The 20,755-nt window shown below is 47.1% G+C and carries 16 protein-coding genes; 12 read left to right on the forward strand and 4 right to left on the reverse strand.

Features of this window, described 5'->3' with window-relative positions; genetic code table 11:
• Positions 1-12: 12 nt before the first annotated feature.
• Together F7D73_RS05425 and F7D73_RS05430 are read right to left on the reverse strand one after the other, a co-directional pair.
• Positions 13-1,260 (reverse strand): phosphoglycerate kinase, encoded by a 1,248-nt coding sequence (locus F7D73_RS05425; protein WP_089542760.1) that lies wholly within the window; start codon positions 1,258-1,260, stop codon positions 13-15.
• Positions 1,261-1,583: 323 nt separating this feature from the next.
• Entirely contained in the window at positions 1,584-5,885 is a 4,302-nt protein-coding gene (locus F7D73_RS05430) for a translocation/assembly module TamB domain-containing protein (RefSeq protein WP_153122851.1), read from the reverse strand.
• Between the two features lie 390 nt (positions 5,886-6,275).
• On the opposite strand from F7D73_RS05430, the gene F7D73_RS05435 reads away from it, so the two are divergent.
• The 6 genes from F7D73_RS05435 to nqrF are packed head-to-tail and all read left to right on the forward strand — an operon-like array spanning position 6,276 to position 11,994.
• Positions 6,276-7,631 carry a Na(+)-translocating NADH-quinone reductase subunit A gene (locus tag F7D73_RS05435; RefSeq protein WP_153122853.1) on the forward strand — a complete coding sequence of 452 codons (1,356 nt, stop codon included), beginning with the start codon at positions 6,276-6,278 and terminating at the stop codon, positions 7,629-7,631.
• A gap of 27 nt (positions 7,632-7,658) precedes the next feature.
• On the forward strand, positions 7,659-8,816 hold the full coding sequence (locus tag F7D73_RS05440; protein ID WP_089542477.1) for an NADH:ubiquinone reductase (Na(+)-transporting) subunit B: 1,158 nt from the start codon (positions 7,659-7,661) through the stop codon (positions 8,814-8,816).
• An 18-nt stretch (positions 8,817-8,834) separates the two neighbouring features.
• Positions 8,835-9,437, forward strand: a complete 603-nt coding sequence (locus F7D73_RS05445; protein ID WP_089542478.1) for an FMN-binding protein — start codon at positions 8,835-8,837, stop codon at positions 9,435-9,437.
• Positions 9,438-9,449: 12 nt separating this feature from the next.
• Entirely contained in the window at positions 9,450-10,076 is a 627-nt protein-coding gene (locus tag F7D73_RS05450) for an NADH:ubiquinone reductase (Na(+)-transporting) subunit D (RefSeq protein WP_006848995.1), read from the forward strand.
• A 1-nt stretch (position 10,077) separates the two neighbouring features.
• Positions 10,078-10,701, forward strand: a complete 624-nt coding sequence (nqrE, locus tag F7D73_RS05455) for an NADH:ubiquinone reductase (Na(+)-transporting) subunit E (RefSeq protein ID WP_117664010.1) — start codon at positions 10,078-10,080, stop codon at positions 10,699-10,701.
• An 18-nt stretch (positions 10,702-10,719) separates the two neighbouring features.
• Positions 10,720-11,994 (forward strand): NADH:ubiquinone reductase (Na(+)-transporting) subunit F, encoded by a 1,275-nt coding sequence (gene nqrF, locus F7D73_RS05460; protein ID WP_153122855.1) that lies wholly within the window; start codon positions 10,720-10,722, stop codon positions 11,992-11,994.
• A gap of 414 nt (positions 11,995-12,408) precedes the next feature.
• Here nqrF and F7D73_RS05465 read toward each other — a convergent pair whose 3' ends face one another.
• Positions 12,409-14,697 (reverse strand): NADP-dependent malic enzyme, encoded by a 2,289-nt coding sequence (locus F7D73_RS05465; protein WP_153122857.1) that lies wholly within the window; start codon positions 14,695-14,697, stop codon positions 12,409-12,411.
• A 174-nt stretch (positions 14,698-14,871) separates the two neighbouring features.
• Here F7D73_RS05465 and F7D73_RS05470 point away from each other — a divergent pair, with 174 nt between their 5' ends.
• On the forward strand, positions 14,872-15,492 hold the full coding sequence (locus F7D73_RS05470; protein WP_153122859.1) for a TetR/AcrR family transcriptional regulator: 621 nt from the start codon (positions 14,872-14,874) through the stop codon (positions 15,490-15,492).
• Positions 15,493-15,559: 67 nt separating this feature from the next.
• On the opposite strand, the gene F7D73_RS05475 is transcribed toward F7D73_RS05470, so the two are convergent.
• On the reverse strand, positions 15,560-16,534 hold the full coding sequence (locus F7D73_RS05475) for a GNAT family N-acetyltransferase (protein ID WP_153122861.1): 975 nt from the start codon (positions 16,532-16,534) through the stop codon (positions 15,560-15,562).
• A 101-nt stretch (positions 16,535-16,635) separates the two neighbouring features.
• On the opposite strand from F7D73_RS05475, the gene F7D73_RS05480 reads away from it, so the two are divergent.
• From F7D73_RS05480 to F7D73_RS05500, 5 genes are all read left to right on the forward strand, one after another.
• Positions 16,636-17,412 carry a Rossmann-like and DUF2520 domain-containing protein gene (locus F7D73_RS05480; protein WP_153122862.1) on the forward strand — a complete coding sequence of 259 codons (777 nt, stop codon included), beginning with the start codon at positions 16,636-16,638 and terminating at the stop codon, positions 17,410-17,412.
• Positions 17,409-17,927 (forward strand): KdsC family phosphatase, encoded by a 519-nt coding sequence (locus F7D73_RS05485; protein ID WP_153122864.1) that lies wholly within the window; start codon positions 17,409-17,411, stop codon positions 17,925-17,927. The genes F7D73_RS05480 and F7D73_RS05485 overlap by 4 nt, the downstream gene beginning before the upstream one ends.
• Before the next feature lie 174 nt (positions 17,928-18,101).
• A complete protein-coding gene (locus F7D73_RS05490; protein ID WP_153122866.1) occupies positions 18,102-18,746 on the forward strand; it encodes a Maf-like protein in 645 nt (214 codons plus the stop codon).
• Positions 18,747-18,911: 165 nt separating this feature from the next.
• Complete coding sequence (locus F7D73_RS05495; RefSeq protein WP_153122869.1) at positions 18,912-19,391, forward strand: Fur family transcriptional regulator; 480 nt, start codon at positions 18,912-18,914, stop codon at positions 19,389-19,391.
• A gap of 17 nt (positions 19,392-19,408) precedes the next feature.
• Positions 19,409-20,683, forward strand: coding sequence for an adenylosuccinate synthase (locus tag F7D73_RS05500; RefSeq protein WP_153122871.1), 1,275 nt, complete (start codon positions 19,409-19,411; stop codon positions 20,681-20,683).
• Positions 20,684-20,755 lie beyond the last annotated feature (72 nt).

The raw sequence follows: 20,755 nt of genomic DNA on the forward strand, positions 1-20,755 counted from the left end.
GATACCTATTGATTACTTCTCAATAGCTGCTACACCTGGCAATACCTTACCCTCGATAGCCTCGAGGAGAGCACCACCACCTGTAGAGATGTAAGATACCTGATCAGCCAAACCGAACTTGTTGATACAAGCTACAGAGTCGCCACCACCGATGAGTGAGAATGCACCTTCCTTAGTAGCCTCAGCGATTGCGTCAGCGATAGCCTTAGAACCACCAGCGAAGTTGTCGAACTCGAATACACCTGCAGGACCATTCCAGAGGATTGTCTTAGCGCCCTTGATAGCTGCAGCGAATGCCTTGCGAGTCTCAGGACCTGCGTCCATACCCTCCCAACCGTCAGGGATGTTGTTAGATGGGCAAACCTGGGTGTTGCAGTCGTTCTTGAAGTCGTCACCGCAGATAGAGTCTGTACCGAGTACGAGGTTTACGCCGTTCTCCTTAGCCTTCTTGATTACGTCGAGAGCTACGTCGAGCTTGTCATCCTCGCAGATAGACATACCGATCTTGCCGCCGAGAGCCTTAGAGAATGTGTAAGTCATACCACCGCAGAGAATCAGGTTGTCAACCTTAGTCAACAGGTTCTCGATGATACCAATCTTGGTAGAAACCTTAGAACCACCCATGATAGCTGTGAATGGGCGCTTGATGTTGCCGAGAACTGCGTCAACAGCCTTTACCTCTTTCTCCATCAAGAAACCGAGCATCTTGTGATCCTTGTCGAATGAATCTGCGATAACAGCTGTAGAAGCGTGCTTGCGGTGAGCTGTACCGAATGCATCCATTACATATACATCAGCATAAGAAGCCAACTTAGCAGCGAACTTCTTCTGGCGCTCCTTCATCTCAGCCTTAGCAGCGTCGAACTCAGGTGTACCCTTCTCTACGCCTACTGGCTTGCCTTCCTCTTCTGGATAGAAACGAAGGTTCTCGAGCAAGAGAGCCTCACCTGGCTTCAAGGCAGCAGCCTCAGCATCAGCGTTACCGCAGTCCTTAGCGAACTTAACCTCTACACCGAGAGCGTCAGAAACGTTCTTTACAATCTGAGAGAGAGAAAGCTCTGGCTTAACCTTGCCCTTTGGCTTGCCCATGTGGCTCATCATGATGAGCGCACCGCCGTCAGCGAGTACCTTCTTCAAAGTAGGGAGGGCACCACGGATACGAGTGTCGTCTGTTACATTACCATTTTCATCCAATGGCACGTTGAAATCAACGCGTACGATTGCCTTGTGACCGGCAAAGTTAAAATTTTCAATCTTCATTTTTCCTAAATTTTATATTAGTTATTACTTAATTGTTTATTTTTCTTTTCTGAATTCCCGAGTAGATAGCTGCTTTTATTTGGAAACTTATCTGTATACAGACTGGTCTTTTCAGCACTGTTAATCTCGAGTCTTCCTTGAATTAAATATTTTTCAACTCAATGCGTAGGCAAAAGTAAGAAAAATAATTGGTATAGCCAAATGTTTGCCGACGTTTTAATCATTTTTTGTTCTAGATGGCAATAAATTGCAATATCTAGGTAGCAAAAAGCGTAACTGTGACGGTGCCAGTTACGCTTTTTGCCTTTTTTCTTTTTGTATCGTTACTTCTTTTCGCTTTTCTTTTTCTTCTTCTTCAATCTGTTGATTCCAAAGAAATCACGCCAACCGTTGAAGTCTTTCTTCATGATGAGACCGAGGCCTTGTGTGTTAAGACTGTTACGGGTAAAGTAACGGTCGTTTGTCTGGTTATACATTCGGATAGCCAAATTTCCATTCGGGAAAATGAGGTATCTCATGTCAAAATCACCGATGAAACTCTGTGTGGCATTCGCATTGTCGCGATAGCCAAACTGACCATTGAACAACAGGCGGTTATTGAGCAGCTTGCCACTCAGGATACCCTCATACTCGGCATTATTGAAGCCTTCGTCACCCGTAGAAATATTTGCACCGAAATTCCAGTTGTTACTCTTTACGACATTGGAAAGTACAGTGTTTATCTGTTGTGAGATGGTGCCGCTCAGAAGACTCTGCATGGCTAATGATGTCTGACTCTGTTGGGCAGCATCTTCGCTTGCCTGATTGTTGTTTGTCTGTGAATAGAAGCGGCCGATTCCTAAGAGGTAGAGTACCTGCTGGTTCATCTCTTCCTGTGAATTGATGATAGAGTAAATCATCTGTTTAGCATCGCTGTTTACTGTTGGCAAATCCATGGAGAAATCTACTTTCGGAGATTCCGGTGTGCCTGTGATATTCATCAGGCAGTCTACACGGATGTTGTTGCTGCTGAAAGATTTTCCTATGCTGAGGTCGCTCAGTGGTACACCGTTTACCGTGTATTTTGCCTGCAGATTGAGAGGCGCATTGTATGGATTTCCACCGAAGGCAATGGTTCCGCCATGCATGAATTCAAACTCCTTCTTAATAAGATTCTGGATTGTGAGTTTATACATGCCATGATCTACCACATAGTTGCCAAACATGTCGAATGCTCCTTTGTTATAGTAATTGGCTCTAATCACACCGTTTCCGTTCAGAGAGATATAGTCACCTGACTGCTCGTCCATAATGAGCTTCAGGGTGAGGTTCTGGTTGGTATTGATGAGGAAGTTGATGCGCATATCCGATGAGAAGTCGATGTCGTCATTATCTTCTTGATCCTTGAGTGTCATCTGCCTGTTGATACTGTCAGCAAGTTCCGGTACAATCTCATGCCAGTGTATAAAGCTCTTATCGCTGATGGCGTCAGGGCTGGCTACATTGTATACGAAGATACTTCCTTTTTCTGGTTCTGCATTGATGTCTATAATGGTTTCTCCGCTCTTGCCGTGAATGCCTACATCGCCTGTTGCATAAACCGTGCCATAGAAGGTGTTGTCTCCAAACACATGGGTGTCATATCCCAGAAAATTACGAGCCTTCAGGTCAAGATCGTAACTCAATTTGGTGAGGTGTTTATGGTGGATGCCGCCATTGACGATGGCATAGTTGTTGTTGCGGTCGTAGATGGTATCTCCTTTTAACTGGATATCATCAGGAATGGCATGGGCACGCAGTCTGTTGAAAGTGTAGTCGGTATTCAGCTGCTTCATGTGCATCTTGCCATGTGCCACGATGTCGCCAACGAGGTTGATGTTGCTCAGATCGCCTACGACATTCAACTTTCCGTTGCCCCAAGCTTCTACGTTGTCCATAAAGCTGCCGCAGAAGTTCTCTAGGAACTTCATGCTGGTGCCTCTTGCCTCGATGCCGAGATCGATATAGTTGCGCTTTGGGGATACGTAGCCGTCAATGAGGGTCTGGTGTTCAGGGCCATCATCTGCTACTGCGTTGATATCAATCTGCTCCTGCTCCTTATTGTAGCATACATTGGCGTGCAATATACCCAACGGTCCATTCTCAAAGGTGAACTCCTTGACGTCCAGGTGAGCTTGTGCGTCAGGATCGTTGAAAATGCTTTTTACGATAGCCTTGCCCGAAGCTCTTCCGGTGAAGTCTACCGAATGGAAGTTGACCAGGTTCAGAATATACGCCACGTCTACATCCTTCAGGTCTGCCACAATAGAGTCTTCCTTGTTTGGAGTGGCGAGGCCGTCGATGATGATGTGCTGCTGGTTGTGACTTACGGCAAAGTGATCTATCTCCAGATGATTCTTGCTGTATGTTATTTCTGAAGGATGTACTTCCCAAGGTTTGTCGCCAAGTTTAAACTGTGATGGCAATACGCTGATATGGGCTGTTGATACATCATTCTGATTCTTATAGAACTGAGCCAGCGATTGGAGAGTAGCATCTACTGGCAGTTTCTTGGAACGGTTGTCGTAATGCAACTGAGTGGCGAGGGTGTTGTTGGCTGCTGCCGCCTTGATGTTGACGATAGGACCAACTGTGCCCTGTGCTCCTTGCTGGATACTAGCCTTCAGTTTCAGTGTGTCGCCCTGAGTGTGAACATTAACCAAACCGTTGCTGAATGCCTTTCCGTTATATACGAATCCTGGGATATTTGCATAGAGGTTGGCTGCTTTTTCCTTATCGGAAATCATGCCATCAGCATAGATTGGACTGTTGATGTCGAGAGGAATGCCGAGCATTCTTCTGAGTATCTCGGTAGAGCGAACTTCCAGGTTGATGGCAAAGTTGTTTCTGGCTTGATTCGAAATCTTGCCGATTCCTGGTAGGGTAGGCAGTTTGCTGGCCACTAAGTTCTTGCAGCTCTGATAGAGAGTTGCATAGTCGTACTGTCCCTTTACGTGGATATCTGCAAATGGAGCTTCCAGGTCGAAGTAGCTGTCTCTGCCTTCGTTCTTGGCACTCACACTGATATTGTCGAGTGTGTAGCTAGGGTCAGCCATCTTTATGCCTAAGATGCTAGGCAGAAGGTGGTTGATGTTGGCTGTAGCTGCATATTGCTTTTTCTTGATATGGTATTGTCCGCTTACCTGCAGGTCGATATTAGGGTCGGCAATGGCTGCCAATCCTTCCAGGAGTCCCTGGTTGTAGCTTCCGTCAATTTTGATGTTGCGATAGTTGTACTTGTTGAAGTTCAGTCTAGGAATGCTTCCTTTTGCAAAGAGGTGCTTCTTGGTGCCATGTATGTCGAGAGTGGCAGCCAGGGTACCTAGCTGCTTGCTGTTGATTATTTTCCCAAGTAGAATACCCTTGGTGTCTATGTGCGCCAAGAGATTTTCACCTTTCTTTTCGGCTTTTAGACTGGCATTGCCCACATCGGTTCGCAGGTTGCCTTGTGTACCGATACTTGGTCCTTTACCATAAACGATACCTTTAAAATATATATCACCAAGGCGCAGTACTTCTTGTGGAATGTTGATTTTCTTGCCGAAGTTCTTGGCTATTTGTCTGATACCATCGCCCGATAGCTTAAGTGTGTTGATGTTTACATTCCAGTGGAGGTCGTTCCTGCTTCTTGCGCTTGAGCCATTCGTTGTCGTCTTGTCCTTTTCTTTCTTTGAGGCAAAGTCGAAGTTGGCTACTTTTCCGTTTGCGTTGAAAAAGATGCTTCCACTACGTGTTTTGAAGTTGAGGTTCGGACATCTGAGCGATGTGCTGGTGCCAGAGAAATTGCACTCAAGTGTTAACTCATCATCGAAGTTTCTAAGTGCAGGAACAAGGCAGGCAATGTCGGAAAGGGTTACCTGAGATGGTTTGATGCCTCCTTTGAATTGTAGGCTTGGCATCACAATCTTGCCTTCCTGCATGCGATAGGTGGCATGCAGATCCATCAACTCTACCTGTGAGTGGGGCAGTGCCAGATGGAAGTTTCTGAGGATGGCTTCCTGCTGGTTAATATCTACTTTGAAACGTAAATTCTTTAGTTGAAGTCCTGATTTATCCGAAAAAGATAATTTTTTGATAGCCAGGTGTATATCTGTATCGGTAAGATGGTCGAGAATGACGTGTGTTGACAATTCCCGGATGCCGATGTGCTTAGGCGAAAAAATACCATTTGTGGCTGCTACGTCTCGCTGGTTATAGGCAATTGCGCCATGACGGATGATAATGCTTCCGATGTGTAAATCGAGAGGAGTATGCTTGGTAGTATCTTTAGATGCCAGTGAATCGAGCAGGAACTGGAAGTTGGTCTTGCTTCTTGCATTCTGCTTGTAGAGGTTGGCATTCAATCCGAACAGTTGTGCTGAAGAAATGGAAATCTTTCCTTCCTTCAGCGGCAGAAGATCTATTTTTGCAGAAATGCGCGAAGCGTAGATCATGCTGTCTCCCTGCTGATCTTTCATCATCACGTCATCGATGATAATGCGGTTCAGAAAACCCAGGTTTACCTTCCCTATATTTACTTCTGTTCCAAACTTGTCCTTTAAAGCACTGGCTGCTTGAGAGCCAATGAAGGCTTGTACTGGTGGCAACTGCACCAGTACGATGAGCATGAAATAGATCGCAGCAAGCGTCCAGACAATGCCTATGATAATATGTTTAATGCGTTTCAGAGCTGATAAATTTTCTAGTTTATAAATCTTAATTAATGTTGAGCTACTGACTCATTTTTGTAAACTGCAAGTGTCAATTTCTCTTTTGCTTATTGCATAATCATTAAATTTTAGTGCAAAAGTACTCTATTTTTAGCGAATATTCGAATAATTCGCAGATTTTTCTTCCATATCTCACAAATTTTCACTATTTTTGCACCAATATTTGAATGTTTTGACTAATTTATAGAAGAAAAATAACGGCAACTTTAGAATGAAGTTTCTGAAATAATATGTAGAAAACGGTTTAGAATTAGAATATAAAGTATTTTTATAAATTTAAATGTAGTTATGGCAAATGTAATTAAGTTACGTAAAGGCTTGGACATAAACCTTACGGGTAAGGCTTCCAAGGATGTAACTGTTCCTGTGGCTCAGGCTAGCGAATATGCGCTGGTACCTGCTGCTTTTGAGGGCGTTACTCCTAAGGTTGTCGTACGCGAAGGTGACCATGTCAACGCCGGAGACGCCTTGTTTGTGAACAAGGCTTGCCCAGAGGTGAAGTTTGCCTCACCAGTGAGCGGTGAAGTCACTGCCATTGAGCGAGGTGAGCGCCGCAAGGTGCTATGCGTAAAGGTGAAAGCCGACGCTGTGCAGACCTCTACGGATTTTGGTGCTAAGAATGTGGATGCATTGGATGGCAAAGCTGTTAAGCAGGCATTGCTTGAGGCTGGTCTGTTCGGTTACATCAACCAGTTGCCTTATGCTGTGTCAACCACACCTGGTACAGAGCCTAAGGCGATTTTCGTGTCTGCACTTCGAGACATGCCTTTGGCTTCCGACTTTGAGGTGGAACTCGCTGGCAACGAGGATGCTTTCCAGGCAGGTTTGACAGCCTTGAGCAAGATTGCGAAAACTTATCTCGGTATTGGTGCTCAGCAGCAGAGTGCTGCTTTGACTGGCGTCAAGAATGTAGAGGTGAATGTGTTTGATGGTCCTTGTCCTGCAGGTAATGTGGGTGTTCAGGTGAACAACATCGATCCTGTTAATAAGGGTGAGGTGGTTTGGACCGTTGATCCTGCATCAGTTATTTTCTTTGGTCGTTTGTTCCTTACTGGCAAGGTTAACCTTCACAAGGTGGTTGCTGTTGCTGGTAGCGAAATGAAGAAACCGGGTTATGCTGATGTTTTGGTTGGTACACCGCTGAGTACTTTTGTTGGTAATCAGTTGAAGGCTACAGAACATGTACGTCTTATCAATGGTAATCCATTGACCGGTACCAAGACCACCGTGGCAGATTTCGTAGGCGGACACACATCAGAGATCACAGCCATCCCAGAGGGTGACGACTGCGACGAGATGCTGGGCTGGATTCTTCCACGCACCGATCAGTTCTCTACATCGCGTTCTTATCTCTCCTGGCTCTTCGGTAAGAAGAAGGAGTACAATCTCGATGCCCGCATCAAGGGTGGCGAGCGCCACATGATCATGAGCGGCGAGTACGATCAGGTTCTCCCTATGGACATCTTCGGTGAGTATCTCATCAAGGCAATCATCGCAGGCGATATCGACAAGCAGGAGCAGCTCGGTATCTATGAGGTTAGTCCTGAGGACTTTGCGGTAGCTGAGTTCGTGGATAGCTCTAAGCTCGAATTGCAGAAGATAGTACGTGAGGGCTTGAACACCCTGCGCAAGGAGAATGCTTAGTTTTTAGTACTGTTAATTATTAAAATAATGAGTGCATTAAGAAATTATCTCAATAAGATAAAGCCTAACTTCCAAGAGGGAGGTAAGCTGCATGCCTTCGAGAGCGTGTTTGACGGTTTTGAGAGCTTCCTGTACGTGCCTAATACGACAGCGAAGAGCGGAGCCAGCATCCACGATTCAATCGACTCGAAGCGCATCATGAGCTTTGTGGTAATCGCCCTGATTCCTGCATTGCTCTTCGGTATGTATAATGTGGGATACCAGAATTTCAAGGCTGCAGGTACACTGGATGCTGCCAGCTTCATCGAGGTCTTCGGCTTCGGATTCCTGGCTGTCCTCCCTAAGTTGCTGGTTAGCTACATCGTGGGTCTCGGCATCGAGTTTGCCTGGGCTCAGTGGAAGCACGAGGAAATCCAGGAGGGTTACCTCGTCAGCGGTATCATCATCCCATTGATCATTCCTATCTCTACACCGTTGTGGATGCTCGCCCTGGCGTGCGCCTTCGCAGTCATCTTCTGCAAGGAAATCTTCGGTGGCACGGGTATGAACATCTTCAATGTGGCTGTGGGTGCCCGTATGTTCCTCTTCTTCTCATATCCATTGGCTATGAGTGGTGATAAGGTTTGGGTGGCTAAAGATGCTATCTTCGGTCTGGGTAACACCCTGCCTGATGGCTTTACTGCTGCTACTCCTCTCGGTCAGCTGGCTCAGGGCAGCATGCCTTCAGCTAGTCTCTGCGATTCTATCATCGGTTTCATTCCTGGCTGTATCGGTGAGACATCAGTCATCGCCATCGCCATCGGTGCCATCATCCTTCTCTGGACAGGCATCGCATCTTGGAAGACCATGGGCTCTGTATTCGCAGGCGGCATCGTGATGGCGCTTATCTTCCAGGCTCTCGGTATGACTCCTATCGCTTGGTATGAGCACATCGTGCTGGGTGGTTTCTGCTTCGGTGCCGTGTTCATGGCTACCGACCCTGTAACCTCTGCCCGTACAGAGAAAGGTAAGTACTTCTACGGATTCTTCATCGGTGCCATCGCCGTTATCGTACGTGTGATGAACCCAGGTTATCCAGAGGGTATGATGCTCGCTATCTTCTTCGGCAACATGTTTGCTCCACTCATCGACTACTGTGTAGTTCAGAGCAACATCTCTCGCCGTGCTAAACGTGCTATTAAATAATGTAGGAGGAATGTAGATATGAAGACAAATTCAAATAGCTATACTATTATCTATTCGGTTATCATCGTGGTAATCGTGGCATTCCTGCTCGCGTTCGTGTCTTCTTCGCTGAAGGCAACACAGGATGCCAACGTGGCTCTTGATACTCAGAAGCAGATTCTGAACTCTCTCAACCTGCGCGACCTTGACAACGCTACTGCGGCTGCCAAATATAAAGAGGTGGTGAAGGACGAGAAGGAGAAGGACGGCATGAAGTATTACGAGTGCGAGATTGATGGTCAGAAGAAGACCGTTTACTCTGTAAAGGGTATGGGTCTCTGGGGCGGCATTTCAGGCTTCATCGCCGTGGATGCCGACAACAACACCATCTATGGCGTATATTTCAACCACGAAGGCGAGACAGCCGGACTGGGTGCTGAAATCAAGGACAACCTGAAGTGGCAGCAGAAATTCCAGGGCAAGAAGATTCACAAGGATGGAGTAGAGGGCATCGCTCTGGGCGTTGAGAAAGACGCTCCTGCCGGCGACCCTAACAATGTGGATGCCGTTACCGGTGCTACATTGACATCCGACGGTGTGGATGCCATGCTCAAGGAAGGTCTTGCTAAATTCATTAAATAATTAAGCGAAATTATGGCATTATTTAGTAAACAAAATAAGGAGGCATTCATCAAGCCACTGAACGGCGACAACCCTATCCTCGTCCAGGTGCTTGGTATCTGTAGTGCCCTGGCTGTTACTTCCCAGCTGAAGCCAGCCATTGTGATGGGACTTGCCGTTACTATCATCACGGCATTCTCTAACGTGATTATTTCCATCATCCGCAACACCATCCCTCAGCGCATCCGTATCATCGTTCAGCTGGTGGTAGTTGCTGCCCTGGTTACCATCGTGAGCCAGGTGCTGAAGGCTTTTGCCTACGACGTGAGCGTGCAGCTCTCCGTGTATGTGGGTTTGATCATCACCAACTGTATCCTGATGGGTCGTTTGGAGGCTTTCGCCATGATGAACAAGCCTTGGCCTTCATTCCTCGATGGTGTAGGTAATGGTTTGGGTTACGCCCTCATCCTCGTGATTGTGGGTGCAGTGCGTGAGTTTTTGGGCCGTGGTTCTCTGCTCGGTTTCCAGCTGATTCCAGAGGGAGCTTACAACTTCGGATATGTTAACAACGGTATGATGACCATGCCAGCCATGGCATTGATTCTCGTTGGATGTGTAATCTGGGTACATCGTGCCTATATTTATAAGGAGGAGAAGTAAGATGGAGCACGCAATAAGTTTGTTTTTCCGTTCGATTTTCGTCGATAACATGATCTTCGCCTACTTCCTGGGTATGTGTTCTTACTTGGCAGTATCCAAGAACGTGAAGACCTCTTTGGGCTTGGGCTTGGCAGTAACCTTCGTGTTGCTCATCACCGTGCCTGTAGATTACCTGTTGCAGACCAAGGTGCTCAGCGCCGATGGCATTCTGGGTGTTGACCTCACTTACCTGAGCTTCATCCTCTTCATCGCCGTCATCGCCGGTATCGTGCAGCTGGTCGAGATGATTGTAGAGAAGTTCTCACCATCGCTCTATGCAGCGCTGGGTATCTTCCTGCCATTGATTGCCGTAAACTGTGCCATCATGGGTGCATCGCTCTTCATGCAGCAGCGCATCCTGATGGATCCTGCCAATACTCAGGCTATCACCTCAGTATGGGATAGCATCGTTTATGCCGTAGGTTCCGGTCTGGGTTGGACTCTTGCCATCGTCCTGATGGGAGCCATCCGCGAGAAGATGCAGTATTGCGACGTGCCAAAGCCATTGCAGGGACTCGGCATCACATTTATCACAGTAGGCCTCATGGCAATGGCTATGCTTTGCTTCTCAGGCTTGAAAATCTAAAATAGGAGGACTATAGATATGGGTAATACATCATTTATATTGGCTAGTATCGGAGTTTTCCTCGTGGTGATTCTCCTGCTGGTTATCATCCTGCTCGTGGCTAAGAAGTATCTGAGCCCTAGCGGAAATGTAAATATCGAAATCAATGGCGACAAGACCATCAACGTGCCTCAGGGCAGCAGTTTGATGACTACGCTGAATGAGAACGGCATCTTCCTGCCTTCTGCCTGCGGCGGTAAGGCAAGCTGTGGCCAGTGTAAGGTTCAGGTGCTCGAGGGCGGCGGCGAGATTCTCGATTCTGAGAAGCCTCACTTCACCCGCAAGCAGATTAAGGACCACTGGCGTCTGGGATGCCAGTGCAAGGTGAAGGGCGACCTGAAGATCAAGGTGCCTGAGAGTGTGATGGGCGTGAAAGAGTGGGAGTTCGAGGTTATCTCCAACAAGAACGTTTCATCATTTATCAAGGAGTTCAAGGTGGCTTTGCCTCCAGGCGAGCACATGGACTTCGTTCCGGGTTCTTACGCCCAGATCAAGATTCCTGCATACGACTGCATTGATTACGACAAGGATTTCGACAAGGATCTCATTGGCGAGGAGTACATCGGAGCATGGAAGAAGTTCAACATCTTCTCTCTCAAGGCTCACAATCCAGAGCCTACCGTTCGTGCTTACTCTATGGCGAACTATCCTGACGAGGGTGACATCATCACTCTTACAGTCCGTATCGCCACAACTCCATTCTTGCCACGTCCACAGGTAGGATTCCAGAACGTACCAACAGGTATCGCTTCTTCTTACATCTTCTCATTGAAGCCGGGCGACAAGGTAATGATGAGTGGTCCTTACGGAGACTTCCATCCTAACTTCACATCAGGCAAGGAGATGATCTGGATTGGTGGTGGTGCCGGTATGGCTCCATTGCGTGCTCAGATCATGCACATGACCAAGACCCTGCACACCACCGACCGTGAGCTGCACTTCTTCTACGGAGCGCGTGCATTGGGTGAGGCATTCTTCCTGGAGGACTTCTGGGAGCTTGAGAAGGAATTCCCTAACTTCCACTTCCATCTTTCACTCGACCGCAAGGACCCAGTGGCAGATGCTCAGGGCGTGAAGTACTACGAGGGATTTGCTGTTAACTGCATCCGTGACACCTACTTGAAGGATCACGAGGCACCAGAGGATTGCGAGTACTATCTCTGCGGACCTCCAATGCTGATCAAGACCGTTACAGATTATCTGGATTCTCTGGGAGTTGATCCTGAGAGCATCATGTACGATAACTTCGGATAATCTGAAAGGTTCAGATATAAAATATAAGGCTGCAATGTGATGAACATTGCAGCCTTTATTTGTTTATGTCATATTGCGATCGTCTTCATTTTTGGGCATAAAAAAAGCGATGACCTTCACAGGCTACCGCTCCAAATCTTCAATAGGTATTAGTTTTCCTTAAGGTAAAAAGATTGTTTTCAGGATAACTGCTGCAAAGTTATACATTTTTTTAAATATTACCAAATTATTTGAGCAGTATTTTATAAAGGAATATACTGTGTGGGGACACAATAATGTTTATTAAAGTTCTTTAACTAAAAACTGATAAAAGTTAATAAAAAAAAGGGCCGAAACATCACGTCCCAGCCCAATTGTTGTACTCTCTAAAAACCATCTCGCTAGATGTAAAGAGAATACGGAAAAAAAATCCTTTTATTTCTGTTTCTTAATCTTTTCTACGTATGCATCAATCACTGCTACGGCAGTAATGTTGACGATGTCCTGAACGCTGCTCTCAGAATCGGTGAAGTGGATAGGCTTGTTAAGACCCATCTGGATAGGACCGATGATTTCAGCCTCAGGATTCAATGCCTGGAGGAGCTTGTAAGCACCGTTGGCACTGCTCAGGTTAGGGAATACCAATGTGTTGACATCCTTGCCCTTGAGACGAGAGAATGGATACTTCTCATCGCGGAGATCCTTGTTGAGAGCGTAGTTCACCTGCATCTCACCGTCAATGGCAAGTTCAGGGAATTCCTTCTGCATCTCAGCAACAGCCTTCTTTACCTTGACAGGAGAACCTACGTTGTCGGTACCGAAGTTAGAGTAGCTCAACATAGCCATGACAGGCTCCTCATTGAAGAACTTCACTGTTCCGGCAGACAACTTGGCGATGTCGGTCAGGACATCCTCGTCAGGGTGACGGTTAATCAATGTATCTGCAATGTAGTATACGCCCTTCTGGGTGTTGAGGATGTGCATGGTACCGAATGTCTTGTATTCGTCACGGATACCGATAACGTCCTTAGCCACCTTGATGGTATTGCTGTATTTAGTATAGAGACCAGTGATGAAAGCATCAGCATCACCCTGCTCAACCATAGACATACCGAAGTAGTTGCGCTCATACATCTTGTCGTAAGCCTCCTCGAAGCTGTAGCCCTCACGAGCACGCTTCTCAGCCAGGTGCTTGGCGAACTTGGCACGGCGACCCTGCTCGTTGTCTGCACGCATATCTACGATTTCGATGTTAGAGAGGTCGAGCTTCAGGCGGTTAGCCACACGGTTCAGACGATCTGGGTTACCCAGCAGGATAGGCTGGCAGATACCCTCGCTCTTAGCCTGAACAGCAGCCTTCAGCATGGTAGGGTTACCGCCCTCTGCGAATACTACGCGCTGTGGGTGAAGTCGGGCTGTGTCGTGGAGCTTGCGGGTAAGCTTGGTCTCCTGACCGAGCAACTGGCGCAACTGCTGCTTGTACTGCTCCCAGTCTGTGATAGGAGTACGTGCAACGCCACTGTCCATAGCAGCCTTGGCTACTGCTGCAGAAACCTCAGTAATCAAACGTGGGTCAACTGGCTTTGGAATGAAGTACTTAGGACCGAATGAAAGGTCGTTTACGTGGTAAACATCATTCACTACATCAGGTACAGGCTGCTTTGCCAAATCAGCGATAGCATGAACGGCAGCCATCTTCATCTCTTCGTTGATGGCGCGTGCGTGAACGTCGAGCGCACCACGGAAGATGTATGGGAAACCAATTACATTATTAATCTGGTTAGGATAGTCTGAACGGCCGGTAGACATCAGTACGTCTGGGCGGCTAGCCATGGCATCCTCGTAGCTGATTTCAGGAACAGGGTTAGCCAAGGCGAATACTACAGGACTGTCAGCCATAGAGCGAACCATATCCTGAGTCAGTACATTGCCCTTGCTCAATCCAACGAATACGTCAGCACCCTTTACAGCCTCTTCCAGGGTATGGATGTCGCGGCGGTCGGTAGCAAACATCTTCTTCTGCTCGGTCAGGTTCTCACGGTCGCTTGTGATAACGCCCTTAGAGTCGAGCATCACGATGTTCTTGATCTGTGCACCGAGAGCAACATAGAGTTTTGTACAGCTGATAGCAGCAGCACCTGCACCGTTTACGACGATCTTTACGTTCTTGATGTCCTTGCCTGCCACTTCGAGAGCGTTCTTCAAACCGGCAGCAGAGATGATTGCAGTACCGTGCTGGTCATCGTGCATGACAGGGATGTCAAGGTTCTTCTTCAGGCGCTCCTCGATATAGAAGCACTGAGGTGCCTTGATGTCCTCCAGGTTGATACCACCAAATGTAGGAGCAATACGTTCTACGGTTTCGCAGAATTTCTCAGGGTCTTTTTCAGCCACTTCGATATCGAAAACGTCGATGCCGCCATAAATCTTGAAAAGCAATCCTTTGCCTTCCATAACTGGCTTTCCGCTCATGGCGCCAATGTCGCCAAGACCGAGCACGGCAGTTCCGTTACTAATTACTGCTACCAAGTTACCCTTGTCAGTATACTTGTATGCGTCATCTGGGTTTTGCTGAATCTCGAGGCAAGGGAATGCTACGCCTGGAGAGTAAGCAAGGCTCAGGTCTGTCTGTGTGTGGTAAGGTTTTGTAGGTTTTACCTCAATCTTACCAGGACGGCCATTCTCATGATACTGAAGAGCCGCCTCTTTTGTGATTTTTACCATAATAATATATTGGTTTGAAGTTTTATTTTCTTACAGATTCGTGCTTTTAAGCAGCGATTTCTAAAAGTTTGTGCAAAGGTAATAAAAAACTTAGTAAAAACGAATGGTTTTTTATTTTTTTTTGTATCTTTGCACAAAAAAAAGTCTACAAAGCGTATAAATTGACATATAGATATGGCAGAAATTAATCAATACAGACAAGAGCTGAGAAATAAAATCATAGACTATGCCATGGCTGAGTTTTACAAACGAGGCGTAAAAGCGGTTAAGATGGATGAAATCTCTCGCGGACTTCATGTGTCTAAGCGCACTGTTTATGAAATATTCGGTGACAAGGAGGAGCTTCTTCTTGCTGGCATGAAGATGCAGCAGGCGAAAGAACTGCAGTCGCTGGAAGAGTTTGCCAATACGCAAGCCCGCAATGTGATTGATATCATCAGTTATGTGTATAAGCTGCAGATGCGTCGCAATGAGCAGGTGGGAGTGGTTTTCTATGAGGAGATCCATAAGATTCCCCGTGTTGTGGGATTCATGCGCGAGTATCATTCTAAGGAGTGTGAGGAGAGAAGCAAGTTTTTTGCTACAGGTGTGAAGGAGGGACTGTTCCGCCCTGATCTCAATTATGAGGTGTTGTCTGAAGTGGGGCATGTTACCATGGAAGAAATCATGCACCGTCAGCTTTATCGCACTTATTCGATGCAGGAACTTTTTGATAATTATGTGCTTACGGTTATCAGGGGCTTCTGTACCGAGCGTGGACTCCAGGCGCTGGATAGGGCTTTGGCTGGTCTGTAAAGCTGCAGCCCCTCTAGGGGCTTCCTCTAACTTCCCTTAACTTCCCCCTATGCGAAAGCCCAGTCTATTACTGTTTGTAAATCCAATATAAGATTTTATTGATGATTCGGGTATAGAATCTGAACCATCTGTAGCTTGTTACGGGTTTGCCACCGAAGTTGAGGAGGAATTCCCTGTATAGATTCTGCTTCCAGGGCAAACCCGCATCCATGAAGCGGAAATGGGCGTAGCCGTGCTCATGGGCATACTTCAGGGCATACCAGATGGTCATGGCTTCTGGATGCAGATGGAGGCGGCTCTTGCGCTTGCCCACTGCATAAAGAAGGTAGGCATTGCCCTGGAAGAAGACGCAGGCGCAGCCTCCTATCACTTTCCCCTTGTATGTGGTAACGAAGATTTTGCTCTCGGGGTTTCCTGCAAAGTGCATGAAAAACTCCTTGGCTGGGACAAATCTTCTCAGCTTGAACTGATAGAAATTCTTGAGCATCCGGTAGAAGAGGGCGATGTCCTGAGCCGATGTGGCTTCGTGGCTTTCCACTCCCTTTGCCGTCATGCGCTCTACTATGTTTTCCATCTTGGCAGAGAGTCTGCTTTCCGGTGCCTTGCTGTGGAGTGAATGGTGTATTTCCTGCCAGGCGATAGGGAAGTAGCCCAGTCTGCGGAAGAAGCGATAGCCGAACATTTTCTTCTTCATGTCTGAAAATTCGATGTAGAAGCAGAGGCGGTGGCGAAGCTTCAGGGTGATGGCCTTCAGCAGCAGTGGAAAGAGGGTTTCGGTCTCCGTCTCATCCGCATAGCATCCTTCCCCATGCGCATGCGCGTGCGTATATAAATAAGGTGGAAAGAGCGAACCTCGTCTGCGTACGATGACGAGCAGCTGTCCTCTTACTTCGCCGTCTCTGGTTGCTACGGCCATGTAAGGGGTGTCTTTGGGTGTCTGTTCCTCTATCAGGAACAGTGTTTTGCTGTGAAAGAAGTTGCCTTCCAGGAGTTCGGGCAACTCATTGCTTTCTGTATATATCCTGATGCTGAAATCATTCATATCTTTCTCTTTCTTCTGTTTTTTGCAAAAATAATAAATTAATCATAAAAATGCAAGTCTTTTATCAAAAGTATGACTTATTTTTAGTATTTTTGCACATTATGAAGATAATTATGATAGGTGCTGGCAATTTAGCCACCAGTTTGGCTGTGGCTTTAACCGATGCCGGTCACGATATTTTACAGGTTTATAGTAGGACGATGCAGTCGGCTCAGACTTTGGCAACGATTGCAGGCGGGGCTGCTGTCACCGACATTTCCCAGGTGAGAGCCGATGCTGATGTCTATATACTTTCCGTGAAGGACGATGCGCTTCCAGTGCTTATTCCTCAGCTTTGCAGGGGCAGGGAAGACAAGCTGTTCCTTCATACCGCAGGTTCTGTATCCATTGATGTTTTCCAGGGTATGGCCCTCCATTACGGTGTGTTTTATCCTATGCAGACGTTCTCCAGGCAGAAGCGTGTCTCCTTCGAAGAGATTCCTTGTTTTATAGAGGGTTCGGGCGAAGAGGAGACAGCTGCCATCGAGGCGTTGGCTTCTCAGTTGAGCCATCGGGTTTACCGTTTGTCGAGTGAGGCTCGCAAGTATCTGCATCTCTCTGCTGTCTTTGCCTGCAATTTTGTGAATCATTGTTATGCCATCAGTGCCGAGCTTCTTGAGAAGCATGGTATTCCGTTCGATGTGATGCTTCCGCTGATTGACGAGACGGCAGCCAAGGTGCATCAGATGTCACCGAAGGATGCACAGACCGGTCCGGCGGTAAGATATGATGAGAATGTAATCAGGGCGCAGAGCCAACTTCTCAAGAATAATCCGCTGGTGAAGGATATCTATGACAGAATGAGCATGAATATACACCGTTTAAGTGAAGAAGTATGATAAATTACGATTTAGATAAGATAAAGGCCGTTATTTTTGATGTGGATGGCGTATTGTCCAGACAGACCATTACGCTAGCCAGTTCGGGCGAACCTCTTCGCACGGTTAACATCAAGGACGGCTATGCCATTCAGTTGGCACAGAAGATGGGATTGCGCATAGCCATTCTCACGGGTGGTACTACAGAGGCTATACGCAAGCGTTATGAAGGTTTGGGGGTAGAGGATATTTTCATGGGATGTGCCGTGAAGATTCATACCTATGATGAGTTCCTGGCGAAGTATCAGCTTTCGGATGAGGAGATTATCTATGTAGGAGATGATATTCCTGATTATGAGGTCATGCGCCGTTGCGGATGTCCATGTTGTCCTGCTGATGCCTGTTCGGATATCAAGTCTATTTCCCGCTACATCTCTTCAGCCAATGGTGGCGAAGGAGTGGGCAGGGATATTGTAGAGCAGGTGCTTCGTGCCAAGGGCCATTGGCTTTCCAATGCCAAGGCCTTTGGATGGTAATTTAAGTGAAGAGGGAATTTAAGTGAAGAGTGAAGAACGAAGAGTGAAGAAACAACGTTCGGCGGCCGAAAGGGAAAGCCAATTCAATAGCTTTACTAATCATAAAGTTCAAAGTTCAAAGCTCAAAGTTCCAAGTTCCAAGTTCCAAGTTCAAAGTTCAAAGTTCAAAGTAAGATGAATTATAAGATCATTTTGGCGAGTAATTCGCCACGCCGCAGGGAACTGCTGGCCGGATTGGATATTCCTTTCGAGGTAAAGGTTATCAAGGGCATTGATGAGAGCTATCCTGAATCTCTTGATGCCTATGAGGTGGCAGAATATATTTCCAGTAAGAAGGCAGAGGCTTATCGGAGCCTTCTGGATGAAGAACCTTCTGGAAAAGCTTCAGAAGAACAGGGTGAGGATGCAGCCCAGACGCTCATTCTTACTGCTGATACCGTTGTGATTGCCCCAACTGCTGACGAGCAGAACGATCAGGAGGGAAAGGGCGTAATTCTCGGAAAACCGAAGGATGAGGAGGATGCCGTGCGCATGCTACGGATGCTGAGCGGCAAGACCCATCATGTGGTAACGGGCGTATGTCTGACTACCCGCAGTCAGCAGCGCCATTTCTCGGTTACTACCGAGGTAACGTTCAAGCAGCTCAGTGATGCAGAAATCAGATATTACATCTCGCATTATAAGCCTTTCGACAAGGCAGGAGCCTATGGCATTCAGGAATGGATTGGCTATATCGGATGCACCGGATTGAAGGGCAGCTATTTCAATGTAATGGGCCTTCCCGTACAGCGCATCTATGAAGAAATAGCCAGGATGTAATACGTATGATTGTAAGCGGATTTGTCGCTGAAATCGCTGGAATGAAAGCTGAAAAGGCGCAAAAGTGAAAGAATGTACGGCAATTTAGATTTTTTAAAATTTGATTTTTCCTCATATCATAAATTATGACTATCTTTGTGCGTTTTATGTAACTAACGAAGAAATATGAGTGAAAAAATGAAAGCCCAGGCAAGAGAAATCCTGGACCAGTATCTGGAGTCAAACATGCATCGTAAGACCCCGGAAAGATATGCCATCCTTGATGCTGTCTTCAGCATGAGAGGACATTTTACATTAGAGGAGCTGGGTGCTGCTCTGGAAAGGAAGAATTTCAGAGTGAGCAGAGCCACGCTCTATAATACCATCCATCTCTTCCTGGAGTTGAGATTGGTGGTGAGACATAGTCTGGTGGATGGAACCAAGTACGAGGCCAGTTCCAGCAACGAGAACCACGTGCATCAGGTATGCACCGTATGCGGAAGAGTTACCGAGGTGCAGGCACCCCTGGTGACGGCAGCCATCAACGAGACCAGATTGCAGCGGTTCCGCAAGGACGCCTTTGTGCTGTATATCTATGGCGTGTGCAGTGCTTGCCAGGCTAAGATTACGCGACTCCGCAACAACAAGAACGAAAAGTCTAAATAATTTTATATTATAATAAAATGAACACAGGTAAAGTAGATGTCCTACTGGGTTTGCAGTGGGGCGATGAAGGTAAAGGTAAGGTGGTTGACGTGTTGACCCCTAAGTATGATGTCATTGCTCGTTTCCAGGGTGGTCCTAACGCAGGTCATACCCTCGAGTTCGAAGGCGAGAAGTATGTGCTCCGCTCTATCCCTTCTGGTATTTTCCAGGGTGGTAAGGTGAACATCATTGGTAATGGCGTAGTCTTGGCTCCAGACCTCTTCATGGGCGAAGCTAAGGATTTGGAGAAGAGCGGTCACGACCTCAAGAGTCGTCTCTTCATCTCTAAGAAGGCTCATCTCATCATGCCTACTCATCGTGTGCTCGATGCTGCTATCGAGGCTTCTAAGGGTAAGAACAAGGTGGGTACTACCGGTAAGGGTATCGGTCCTACTTATACAGATAAGGTGAGCCGTACCGGTCTCCGCGTAGGCGATATCCTCGACAATTTCGAGGAGAAGTATGCTGCCCACAAGGCTGCTCATCTCAAGACCATCGCAAGCCTCGGTTATACCGACTTCGATATCACAGAGGTTGAGAAGACCTGGATGGAGGGTGTCGAATACTTGAAGCAGTTCAAGTTCATCGATAGCGAGGTGGAAATCAACAAGGTGCTCCGTTCCGGCAAGGATATCCTCTGCGAGGGTGCTCAGGGTACTATGCTCGATGTTGACTTCGGTTCTTATCCTTTCGTTACTTCTTCCAATACCATCTGTGCTGGTGCCTGCATCGGTCTGGGTGTCGGTCCTAACCGCATCGGCAATGTCTATGGTATCATGAAGGCTTACTGTACCCGTGTCGGTGCAGGTCCATTCCCTACAGAGCTCTTCGACGAGACAGGTGCCAAGATCCGTGACCTCGGTCATGAGTATGGTGCTGTTACCGGACGTGAGCGTCGTTGCGGCTGGTGCGACCTCGTACAGCTCAAGTATTCTGTCATGGTGAACGGTGTTACTGAGCTCATCATGATGAAGAGTGACGTGCTCGATGGCTTCGATACCATCAAGGCCTGCGTGGCATATAAGTTGAAGGACGGTTCTGTTACCACCGATTTCCCTTACGAAATTGATGATGTTGAGCCAGTTTACAAGGAGTTCAAGGGCTGGAAGACAGATATGACCCAGTTCACTTCTGAGGATCAGTTCCCACAGGAGTTCAAGGACTACATTGCATTCGTAGAGGAGTTCCTCGAGACCAAGATCGGTATCATCTCTATTGGTCCAGACCGTGCTCAGACTATTGTACGTAAATAATTTTATAGTGATTAATGTTTAGTGATTAATGTTTACTTTGAGGGGTTAACATTGCGCTGAACATTAATCACT

The organism is Segatella copri (genome assembly GCF_009494395.1).
Lineage (GTDB): Bacteria > Bacteroidota > Bacteroidia > Bacteroidales > Bacteroidaceae > Prevotella.